The organism is Corynebacterium sp. HMSC074C04 (genome assembly GCF_001838295.1).
In the GTDB taxonomy this organism is placed as follows: Bacteria; Actinomycetota; Actinomycetes; order Mycobacteriales; family Mycobacteriaceae; genus Corynebacterium; species Corynebacterium amycolatum.
The window spans coordinates 225456-235233 of record NZ_KV836272.1; the positions used below are offsets into that span (position 1 = coordinate 225456).

General features: G+C 58.2%; 7 protein-coding genes and 1 pseudogene. 2 read left to right on the plus strand and 6 right to left on the minus strand.

Annotated elements, in window-relative coordinates; genetic code table 11:
- Nucleotides 1-22: 22 nt before the first annotated feature.
- Nucleotides 23-1852 carry an aspartate--tRNA ligase gene (aspS, locus tag HMPREF3011_RS05330; protein WP_070841274.1) on the minus strand — a complete coding sequence of 610 codons (1830 nt, stop codon included), beginning with the start codon at nt 1850-1852 and terminating at the stop codon, nt 23-25.
- Nucleotides 1853-2135: 283 nt separating this feature from the next.
- Here aspS and HMPREF3011_RS05335 point away from each other — a divergent pair, with 283 nt between their 5' ends.
- A complete protein-coding gene (locus HMPREF3011_RS05335; protein WP_038628883.1) occupies nt 2136-3023 on the plus strand; it encodes a KPN_02809 family neutral zinc metallopeptidase in 888 nt (295 codons plus the stop codon).
- Between the two features lie 27 nt (nt 3024-3050).
- Here the strand turns inward: HMPREF3011_RS05335 and hisS are convergent, their stop codons facing one another.
- Together hisS and HMPREF3011_RS05345 are read right to left on the minus strand one after the other, a co-directional pair.
- The gene (hisS, locus tag HMPREF3011_RS05340; RefSeq protein ID WP_038628881.1) at nt 3051-4334 is read right to left on the minus strand and encodes a histidine--tRNA ligase; all 1284 of its coding nucleotides are present in this window, start codon (nt 4332-4334) and stop codon (nt 3051-3053) included.
- A 43-nt stretch (nt 4335-4377) separates the two neighbouring features.
- Nucleotides 4378-5049, minus strand: coding sequence for an MBL fold metallo-hydrolase (locus tag HMPREF3011_RS05345; protein WP_070432222.1), 672 nt, complete (start codon nt 5047-5049; stop codon nt 4378-4380).
- Nucleotides 5050-5657: 608 nt separating this feature from the next.
- Here HMPREF3011_RS05345 and HMPREF3011_RS05350 point away from each other — a divergent pair.
- The gene (locus HMPREF3011_RS05350) at nt 5658-6530 is read left to right on the plus strand and encodes a peptidylprolyl isomerase (RefSeq protein WP_187402581.1); all 873 of its coding nucleotides are present in this window, start codon (nt 5658-5660) and stop codon (nt 6528-6530) included.
- A gap of 122 nt (nt 6531-6652) precedes the next feature.
- Here the strand turns inward: HMPREF3011_RS05350 and HMPREF3011_RS05355 are convergent, their stop codons facing one another.
- The 3 genes and pseudogenes from HMPREF3011_RS05355 to HMPREF3011_RS05365 all read right to left on the minus strand — a co-directional run.
- Nucleotides 6653-8914, minus strand: a complete 2262-nt coding sequence (locus HMPREF3011_RS05355; protein WP_070841275.1) for a RelA/SpoT family protein — start codon at nt 8912-8914, stop codon at nt 6653-6655.
- 7 nt (nt 8915-8921) lie between these two features.
- Nucleotides 8922-9458, minus strand: coding sequence for an adenine phosphoribosyltransferase (locus HMPREF3011_RS05360; RefSeq protein WP_070432221.1), 537 nt, complete (start codon nt 9456-9458; stop codon nt 8922-8924).
- A gap of 110 nt (nt 9459-9568) precedes the next feature.
- A pseudogene (locus HMPREF3011_RS05365) lies at nt 9569-9778 on the minus strand (protein translocase subunit SecF); the annotation flags it as partial.

A 9778-nucleotide genomic window follows, 5' to 3' on the forward strand; every position in this document is an offset into this window, starting at 1 on the left:
CCTCGCAATGTGATTTCTTTGTTTACTTGCTGTCGCCTGCGTCGGCTGCTGCCTTAGCGGCGTCTGCCTTCTGCTTTGGCTTCGGCTTGAAGTCGATACCGGTCTCCTTGCGCTGCTGAGCGGTAATCGGAGTCGGGGCGTCAGTCAACGGATCAACGCCGCCACCGGACTTCGGGAAGGCGATAACATCGCGAATGGAGTCAACGCCGGCCAGCAGGGAAACGATACGGTCCCAACCGAATGCGATACCACCGTGCGGCGGAGCGCCGTACTGGAAAGCGTCCAACAGGAAGCCGAACTGCTCCTGTGCCTCTTCCTCGCCGATGCCCATAACATCGAAGACGCGCTTCTGGACATCTGGGCGGTGAATACGAATGGAGCCGCCACCAATTTCGTTACCGTTGCAGACGATGTCGTAGGCGTAAGCCAGTGCGTTGCCCGGATCCTTGTCGAAGGTATCCATGTGCTCTGGCTTCGGCGAGGTGAAGGCGTGGTGCACAGCAGTCCACTGGGAGTGGCCCAGGGCAACGTCACCGGAAGCGGTAGCGTCGGCAGCCGGCTCGAACAACGGTGCGTCGACGACCCAGGTGAATGCCCAGTCGCCTTCCTTGATCAGGCCGAGCTTCTTGGCAATCTCTCCACGAGCAGCACCCAGCAGTGCACGGGAGCTCTTAGCATCACCTGCAGCGAAGAAGATGCAGTCACCCGGCTTTGCGCCGACGTGCACCGCGATGCCTTCACGCTCTGCGTCAGTAATGTTCTTGGCAACCGGGCCACCCAGAGTGCCGTCCTCCCCGACGAGGATGTAGGCCAGGCCCTTCGCGCCGCGCTGGCGGGCCCAATCCTGCCAAGCATCGAGTTGACGACGAGGCTGCGATGCGCCACCGTCCACAACAACTGCACCAACGTAGTCGTTCTGGAAGACACGGAAAGTGGTGTCCTTGAAGAACTCAGTGCACTCCACCAACGGAATGTCGAAGCGCAGGTCTGGTTTGTCAGAACCGTACTTCTCCATGGCCTCCTTGAAGGTCATGCGTGGAATCGGAGTCTGAACAGTGACACCGGCCTCGGCGAAGATAGCAACCAGAATCTCTTCTGCCAGCGCAATGACATCGTCCTGCTCGGCGAAGCTCATCTCAACGTCGAGCTGAGTGAACTCTGGCTGGCGGTCAGCGCGGAAGTCCTCATCGCGGTAGCAGCGGGCAATCTGGTAGTAGCGCTCCATACCAGCGACCATAAGCAGCTGCTTGAACAGCTGAGGGGACTGCGGCAGTGCATAGAAAGTGCCCGGCTTCAAACGAGCCGGCACTACGAAGTCACGAGCGCCTTCCGGCGTAGAGCGAGTCAACGTCGGAGTCTCGATTTCTGTAAAGTCGTGGCTGTCCAGCACCTTACGTGCTGCGCGGTTGACAGCCGCACGAAGACGCATAATTTTGGCCGGGCCTTCACGGCGTAGGTCTAGGTAGCGGTACTTCAGGCGAGCTTCTTCGCCCACAGTGCCAGAAGTTCCAACGTCCTCGAGCTGGAACGGCAATGCCGCCGACTCGTTGAGGATGGTCAGCTCCGTAACATTGACCTCAATTTCTCCCGATGCCAGGTTCGGGTTTTCGGAGCCCTCCGGGCGCTTCTCAACGACACCGGTGACCTGAATGCAGTACTCGCTGCGCAGGTGGTGTGCACGCTCAGCAACTTCACTGTTGCGGAACACAACCTGGGCGTAACCGGAGCGGTCACGCATGTCAATGAAGATCACACCACCGTGGTCACGGCGGCGTCCTACCCAACCGGTCAGGGTTACTGTGCTGCCGGCGAGGTCAGCGCGGAGGTCTCCGGCAAGATGCGTACGAAGCACTGCGAATTGGTCCTTCCAAAATTGGTGCTATAGGGATTAACGCTGTGGATAGCGGTTTCGTCCGTGTAGTCTACCTTGAAGCCATTAAGGTGAGAAGAAGACCCCGGTTATTTTGCCTATTACCGGTCATCGCCCCGGTCATCGCCTTGGGTCTACCTCGGGCTTCATGTACTCACTTAGACATAGATTTTTGTAGGCCTTGACGTTGACTTCCATACGGACACTTTGACGCAGCGCTATTCAATGGCCCGTTTTCCGAACCCTATGCAATAGTCTTACTCCTATGACCTTCCGGAATGACTTCCAAAAGAGCTCGGCTCGTGCCGAGCGACGCTCGGGTGGTGGCCGCGCTATTGCAGTAGGCGGTGGCGGCATCGGCGGCCTTGTCCTCATTGGCCTGTACTTACTTCTCGGCGGCGACCCGGGACAATTGGGACAGCTGACAGGTGCCCAGAACAACCAGTCCTCTCAGACTGCACAGCAAACCCCTGGTGAGGATCCCTGTAAAACCGGCGAAGATGCCAACAGCCGCATCGATTGCCGGATGGAATTCACCGGCATTTCGGTCGACCGAGTCTGGGAAGAACAGCTTCCCGCACAGGCCGGCATCGGGTACACGAACCCAGACCTAGTCCTCTTTGAAGGCTCCACTCAGTCGGGCTGCGGCGCAGCGTCCTCGTCCACCGGCCCGTTCTACTGCCCCGCCGATCAAACGGCCTACTTCGACACGGAGTTCTTTAGCACCCTGGAGCGCATGGGCGGAGGCAACGGCCCGCTCGCGCAGGAGTATGTCGTAGCCCACGAATTCGGTCACCATATCCAAAATTTGGAGGGTACGCTCGGCCGCAGTAACTACAACGAGCCTGGCCCCGATTCCGATGCCGTAAAGATTGAGCTGCAGGCAGACTGCTATGCGGGTATCTGGGCTCATTACGCGGACAAGGGGCCGGACGCAATCCTCGAACCGCTTTCCGACGAGCAAGTTGCCGATGCCCTCAAAACTACGAAGGCCATTGGCGATGACACCATCCAGCAGCATTCCGGCGGTGGTGTTCAACCGGACTCCTGGACCCATGGCTCAGCTGAGCAGCGTACGAAGGCATTCCTCACCGGCTACAAGTCAGGAAAGATGTCTCAGTGCGACACTCTCGAGCGCGGTGTCTACAGCTAGACTCCGCACTCAACAAATGCGCGTTTCCTAGATGCGCGACTGCAACTCCTGAACCAGCGCATCTAGGGCCACCGCGTGCTGCTCGTGGGACTCGAGGTCCTTCAGCTGAACCTCGCCCGCAGCCAATTCAGATTCGCCGAGAACCAACGCAAATCGGGCTCCAGCGCGATCGGCACCCTTCATTGCACCCTTCAGCCCGCGGCCACCGTAGGACATATCCGCGCGGATACCCGCTTGGCGCAGCTTATTGATCTGCACCGCCATAGTGTGAGCGGCTTCTTCACCGAGCGCAACACCATACACATCGACGCGTCGACCGTCGCTAGCCTGCTTGCCCTCGGCTTCCAGCGCGAGCAGTGCACGATCCACACCCAAACCAAAGCCAATTCCGGACAGCTCTTGGCCGCCGAGCTGCGCCATCAGGCCGTCGTAGCGACCACCGCCACCGATACCCGACTGAGCACCAAGGCCGTCGTGAACAAACTCGAAGCACGTCTTGGTGTAGTAGTCCAGCCCCCGCACCATTCGAGGATTGATGACATAGGGCACCTTCATGTCATCCAACAGTCCAGTCACAGCTTCAAAGTGACTGCGAGCGCTGTCAGAAAGGTGGTCCAGCATCAGTGGTGCGTCGGCAAGCATTTCCTGCATTTCCGGTCGCTTATCGTCGAGGACGCGCAGCGGGTTGATGTTTGCACGGTGGCGAGTTTCCTCATCCAGCGGCAGCTCAAACAAGAATTCCTGCAGCTTAGCGCGGTATTCGGGGCGACAGGTGTTGTCACCGAGGCTTGTCAGCTCAAGCCGGAATCCTTCCAGGCCGATGCCGCGGAAACATGCGTCGGCAAGCGCGATGACCTCAGCGTCCAGCGCAGGATCATCGACGCCGATTGCCTCTACGCCAACCTGCTGCAACTGACGGTAACGGCCCGCCTGCGGGCGTTCATAGCGAAAGAACGGCCCCGCGTAGGAAAGCTTGACCGGCAGCTGACCGCGGTCGAGATTGTGCTCAATGACCGCGCGCATCACGCCCGCGGTACCCTCCGGGCGCAGGGTGACCGAGCGGTCGCCGCGGTCGGCGAACGTGTACATCTCCTTGGTGACGACGTCCGTCGATTCACCTACGCCGCGTGCAAAAAGCCCGGTTTCCTCGAAAATTGGCAGCTCAATGTGCTCATAGCCCGCAAGTCGTGCGCGGTGCTGGAATGAGTTTCGCACCGCCTCGAATTCGCGGGAGACCGGCGGGACGTAATCCGGCACGCCCTTGGGCGCGGAGAATGGCTTCAACTTCTTTGGCTTCTGGCTAGAGTTCACTCCGCTAACTCTACCTGCCAACTCTCACGACGTGTCAGCCAGGCTAGGTGAGGTTTTGCAGGAAGGGGTTGGTCTCGCGCTCCTCGCCTATCGACGATGCGGAGCCATGGCCCGGAAGAATCATGAGGTCATCCGCCAGCGGGAGAACCTTATCCTTCAACGACTGCTGCATGTGCTCCGGACTACTGCCCGGTAAATCTACGCGACCGATAGCCCCCTTAAAGAGGACGTCCCCGCTGAAGATAATCTCATCTTCCCCATCGGAAGCGCGCAGCATTACGCACCCCGGCGAGTGACCCGGTGCGTGAATGACTTCGAAATTCAACCCTGCCCACTTTACTTCGTCGCCATCCTCGAAGAAATCGGCTTTCGTATAAGTCTGCATGGACTCGATGTCAAAGAGGTGTCCGAAAGAAGAACCGCCGAGTTTCGGATTGGCCAGCAACACATTGTCGCTTTCGTGAATGAAGACGGGGATATCCCAGAAGTCGGCAGCCTCCGCGACATCGCGAATGTGATCGATGTGGCCATGCGTCAACAGAATTGCCTCCGGCTTCCAATTTCGTTTCTCAACCTCAGTGCGCACAACCTCAAGTGCCCCCATGCCCGGGTCAATAATGACGCACGGGGTAGCCAAGTCGTCCATCTCCGGAGTGCCTGTTGCCACGTAGCAGTTGGTCTGAAAAGGGCCGGCTGCAAATCCAAATATCTCCATAGCGCACATTCTATCGAGTGTCTGCTTGGCTCGAGCTGGGTTCATTTATCACGCTGTTAAGTTCCCGCTAAAACGACGGCTGATAGGTGGCGAAACTCGTAGAACTGTTCTTGGCAATTGGAACTGACGATTGGAAGCTTTTATGCAGATTACGTACTCAGCCACTATCACCTTTTTCATCCTGACAGCTGTGGGAACGGCTCTAGCAGGTTATCCGCGACTGGCCTTCATCCTTTTCATGTCAGCCGCAATAAGCCTGGGTGCGAGGAGTCTAACTCGCCGTTGTCGTAGTCGCGTTGTCGAAGGCACAGGCAGAAGTAAGAGCTGCATCACGCCGGAGAAGGTGAAGAAGTACCGTCGCCAACACCCCGGTGTCGGCATCAAAGAAGCTGTCGAAGCTCTACGTGCTAAAGCGGAACGCCCTTTCCCATGCCGACTTGGCCTGTCATCTCGCAAATGAGAACCGACTCCGGGCATAATGGTCGATTGTGTACGCGACGGTGACCGACTGAGCTTTCACCTCAAACTCGGTCACTATCTATGGGCAAAACCGTCCGCTGGTGTGCCGTCACCGGCAATCGATGACTAACAGATACGGAGAGAGACTAGTGGCCAATAATGAGCAAAGGCGCAAAGATGCGATGCGGACGCTCGAGCGCGAACTTAAGCGCCGTGCACGTGCCGAGAAGCTGAAGCCACTGGGTGTTGTCGTAACCACCTTGGCTATCCTGCTCTTTATCGGTGGCGGAATCTACCTGCTGACCACGGCTGGCGGCGCTGACGACAATGAGGCCGCTGATGAATCCACGACTCCAGTCGAACCTGCAGCTCTGACAGCTACTCCCGTCAGCGGTGAAAAGGTTCCGATGAAGCGCTCTTCCGCGCTTCCGGAAACCGTGACCTGTGACTACCCGGATGATGGCGAGGCATCGAAGGATATCGATAAGCCAGCTACCGACAAAGTTCCCGCCACTGGCACTGTAACCATCACTCTGAAGACTAACCAGGGCGACATTCCGATGGAGCTGAACCGCGCTATTTCACCTTGCGGTGTCAATGCGATTGAGCACATGGCCAAGTCCAACTACTTCGACGACACCGTGTGCCACCGTATTACCGGTGGTGGCCTGAACGTTCTGCAGTGTGGTGACCCGACTGGTACCGGTAGCGGCGGCCCGGGCTTCAAGTTCGCTGGCGAGTGGCCGGTCAAGGATTCCGGTCTGGATCAGAACACCCCGTTGGTGTACCCGAAGGGCTCTATCGCCATGGCAAACCCGAGCGACCCGGATGCCAACGGCAGCCAGTTCTTCCTCAACTGGGCAGATTCTCAGCTGCCACCGCAGTACACCGTGCTTGGCTCCATGACTGACGAGGGCACCAAGACGGTTGCGGACATTGCGAAGAATGGTATCGAGGGTGGCGGTACCTCTGACGGTAAGCCAGCTAAGGAAGTCCGTATTGAGAAGGCGGAAGTCAAGTAGTTGACTCAACTAACTGATTGAGAAATTCATCAAAAACAGGGCCAAGGTGTTTCACCTTGGCCCTGTTTTAATACCGACGCGGCCTCAATCTTTATTCACATATCGATGCGCTGATAAACCGGCTACTGACCAGAAGTAATGCGGTAGACATCGAAGACTCCCTCGACACCGCGCAGAATGTTGAAGATATAGCCCATCTGCTTAGTGTCCGAAACCTCGAAGCTAAAACGCATTACGGCAACGCGGTCATCGGAGGTATGGGAGGACGTCGACAGGATTGAGACCTTCTGATCAGAGAAGACGCGAGTGATCTCCGAGAGCAGTCCGTGACGGTCAAGTGCTTCGATTTGCACCGTAACCATAAAGACCGCCCCGGAGGAATCTGTTGCCCAGGAGACCTCGATAATGCGCTCGGGCTCCTGGTGGAGTTTTTCCGCATTGGTGCAATCCGTGCGGTGCACGCTGACACCGCCACCGCGGGTGACGAAACCAAAGATGGCATCGCCAGGCACCGGTGTACAGCACTTGGCCAACTTGGCAGCCATATCCGCACTGCCCTCCACAAGCACGCCGGTGCTGTCGGCGCGACGCGGAGTATTGTGCACACTCATCTTCGAAATCGGAGTGCGCGAGACCAACTGCTCTTCTGCATCGTCTGTGCTCGAGAACTGCGCCATCAGACGGTGCGTCACATGCTGAGCCGATACCTGCCCCTTACCAATCGCGGTATAGAGCGCATCGACATCCGCATAGTGCAGCTCGGAGGCAATCTGCTTGATGGACGCCGGAGTGAACAGGCGGTGCATCGGCAGACCACCGCGCTGTACCTCTGCCGCCAGCGCATCGCGTCCGGCATCGAGTGCCTCCTCGCGTCGCTCCTTGGCAAACCACTGGCGAATCTTTGCCCGCGCACGGGGAGTTTTAACGAACTTCTCCCAGTCCTTGGACGGACCAGAATGGGCATCCTTGGACGTGAAAATCTCGACGCGGTCACCGGTTTTTAGCGGTGATTCCAACGCCACCAACTTGCCGTTGACCTTGGCACCAATACACCGGTGGCCAACCTCAGTATGGACCGCGTAGGCAAAGTCGACCGGCGTGGAGTCCGCGGGCAAAGTGATGACATCACCCTTCGGCGTGAACGCAAAAATTTCAGTGACTGAGAGATCATAGCGCAGCGAGTCCAGGAACTCGTTAGGATCTGCGGCCTCGCGCTGCCAATCCAGCAGCTGACGCATCCACGCCATCTGATCGACTTCGGCGGAATCTCCCTTATGAGAGCCTTTTGTTTCCTTGTAGCGCCAGTGTGCGGCAATGCCGTACTCAGCGTTGTAGTGCATCTCATGGGTGCGAATCTGCACTTCTAGCGGGGCCCCACCTGGACCAATGACCGTTGTGTGCAACGACTGGTAAACCCCGAAGCGCGGCGCGGAAATATAGTCCTTGAATCGCCCCGGCATGGGTTTGAACAGCGAGTGGACGGCGCCCATGGCGGCGTAGCAGTCCTTGGTCGTGTCCACCAGAACTCGAAGTCCGACCAGGTCAAAAATCTCGTCGAACTCGTGGCCGCGGACAATCATCTTCTGATAAATCGACCAGTAGTGCTTCGGCCTGCCCTGTACCTCAGCAGCAATGTGAGACTCCTTCAGATCCTTCTGAATCATCTCGGAGACTTCCTGGATGTACCGGTCCCGCTGCGGCGCTCGGTCTGCGACCAAACGCACAATCTCGTCGTACTTCTTCGGGTACAAAATGGCAAAGGAGAGATCTTCCAACTCCCACTTCACGCTGGCCATTCCCAAACGATGCGCCAGGGGTGCAATCACCTCGAGGGTCTCGCGGGCCTTCTTAGCCTGCTTTTCCGGCGGCAGGAAACGCATTGTGCGCATGTTATGCAGCCGGTCAGCCACCTTGATAACCAGCACGCGCGGGTCCTGGCTCATGGCGATAATCATCTTTCGCACGGTCTCTGCCTCGGCGGCGGAGCCCAACGCAACCTTGTCCAATTTGGTCACGCCGTCGACTAGGCGCGCGACCTCTGGGCCGAAGTCCCGTTCCAGGTCCTCCAGCGTGTAATCGGTGTCCTCGACCGTGTCATGCAGCAGCGCCGCCACCAGCGTGGTGGTATCCATACCAATCTCGGCGGCAATAGTGGCGACTGCAAGCGGGTGAGTGATGTATGGCTCGCCGGATTTCCGGTACACGCCGTCGTGAAGGCGCTCGGCGGTATCGTAGGCACGCTGAAGCACAGCTAAATCCGCGCGCGGATGCCCCTGCCGATGCACCGCGACAAGGGGATCTAGCACCGGGCGGGTCTTCGTTCTGTTTCCGGTAAGGCTTCGCGCTAGGCGAGCACCATAACGGCGTGCGGGCCCTTCAGCCATGGCTCATTCACCCCTTATTAACCACGTACAGAGGCAGATCAGCAAGCTTCTCCCGAGCGCCCAGGCCTTCAACCTCCAGCACGGTGCACAGCCCGGTCACCTCGACACCAGCTGTCTCTAGCAGGGCGCGAGCTGCACACAGGGTGCCACCAGTTGCCAACACATCGTCGACAAGTACGGCCTTCTTGCCCTTCAGCTCAAACCCACGAGCCGGAATCTCAAGCGCGGCCGTACCGTATTCCAGTTCATAGGTCTCCGTCAGCACAGGTGGTGGGAGCTTGCCCTTCTTACGAATAGCGAGCACTCCCAGTCCGAGCTTGTATGCCACCGCAGAACCCAGCAGGAATCCACGCGCATCGAGGCTGCCGATAATATCGGCCCCGAACTCTTCCACCTTGGCGGAAATCTCGTCCACAAGCAGGGCGAACGTCGTGGCGTCGGCAAGCGCCGGCGTCAGGTCCTCGAACAGTACGCCCTCAACTGGAAAATCGGGCACAAACCGAATCTGATCAGCTAATGCCTCACGCGCGTGTGCATACGACACAGGTTTAAGCTCCTTTTCGGCAAAAAGAAAAAGTGCGGGTACCTGTCAACGATACCCGCACAATGCGCTTTTAAAGTAGTTTCACCCGAACCACTGGGAGGTGCTACCTCCTACTGCCCCGGACGCCAGGACAGCGGCTTGTCTTCATCGCCCTTAAGCTTCGGGGTCTTCACCGTTCGTTTCGGCGTCGACTGTTCCATTTCGCTTGCAGACGATTCCTTCGCGCCCAAGTCCTCCGCGACATCAGCAGTGGCGGAATCGGTGTCCGATCCGGCCCGCTCAGATGCCTTTGCGCGAGCAGACAGTACCGCCTCGTCATG